Source organism: Pseudomonas sivasensis (assembly GCF_013778505.1).
In the GTDB taxonomy this organism is placed as follows: domain Bacteria; phylum Pseudomonadota; class Gammaproteobacteria; order Pseudomonadales; family Pseudomonadaceae; genus Aquipseudomonas; species Aquipseudomonas sivasensis.
Genome location: NZ_JAAOWU010000045.1, coordinates 1 through 1,242 on the forward strand (window position 1 = coordinate 1; position 1,242 = coordinate 1,242).

At 60.2% G+C, this 1,242-nt stretch carries 1 protein-coding gene; it reads left to right on the forward strand.

Features of this window, described 5'->3' with window-relative positions:
- On the forward strand, window positions 1–1,242 hold a 1,242-nt coding region (gene accC / locus G9Q84_RS29005; protein ID WP_181644544.1), incomplete at both ends, for an acetyl-CoA carboxylase biotin carboxylase subunit.

A 1,242-nucleotide genomic window follows, 5' to 3' on the forward strand; every position in this document is an offset into this window, starting at 1 on the left:
CATCAAGACCGTCGCTGTTTACTCGACGGCCGATACCGAATTGATGCACGTGAAACTGGCGGACGAAAGCATCTGCATCGGCCCGCCACTGGCCACGAACTCGTACCTGAAAGTCTCGAACATCATCGCCGCGGCTGAAGTGACCGGCGCTGATGGCATCCACCCGGGCTACGGCTTCCTCGCGGAAAACGCCGATTTCGCCGAACAGGTGGAAAAATCCGGGTTTGCCTTCATTGGCCCGAAAGCCGAAACCATTCGCCTGATGGGCGACAAGGTATCGGCCAAGGACGCCATGATCGCAGCCGGCGTGCCAACCGTTCCTGGCTCCGACGGCCCACTGCCTGAAGACGAGGAAACCGCTCTGCGCATTGGTCGCGAAGTCGGTTACCCAGTGATCATCAAGGCCGCCGGTGGCGGTGGTGGTCGCGGCATGCGCGTGGTGCACAAGGAAGAAGACCTGATCGAAGCGGCCAAGCAGACCCGTTCCGAAGCGGGTGCCTGGTTCGGCAACCCGATGGTCTACCTGGAAAAGTACCTGACCAACCCACGTCACGTGGAAGTGCAGGTTCTCTCCGACGGCCAAGGCCACGCCATCCACCTGGGCGACCGCGATTGCTCGCTGCAACGTCGTCACCAGAAGGTGTTGGAAGAAGCGCCGGCACCAGGCCTGGATGAAAAGGCTCGCCAGGAAGTTCTGGCTCGCTGCGTCAAGGCGTGCATCGACATCAACTACCGTGGCGCCGGTACCTTCGAGTTCCTCTACGAGAACGGCCGCTTCTACTTCATCGAGATGAACACTCGTGTGCAGGTAGAGCACCCGGTTTCGGAGATGGTCACCGGTATCGACATCGTCAAGGAGATGCTGAGCATCGCCGCTGGCAACGTGCTGTCCTTCACCCAGGACGACGTGAAGATGCATGGCCACTCCCTGGAGTGCCGCATCAACGCCGAAGACCCGAAAACCTTTATCCCAAGCCCTGGCCTGGTCAAGCATTTCCACGCGCCCGGCGGCAACGGCGTACGTGTGGATTCGCACCTGTACAGCGGCTACAAGGTTCCGTCCAACTACGACTCGCTGATCGGCAAGCTGATCACCTGGGGCGCCACCCGCGACGAGGCCATGGCCCGTATGCGTAACGCCCTGGACGAAATCGTGGTTGATGGCATCAAGACCAACATCCCGCTGCATCGGGACCTGGTTCGTGATGAAGGCTTCTGCGAAGGTGGTGTGAACATTCACTA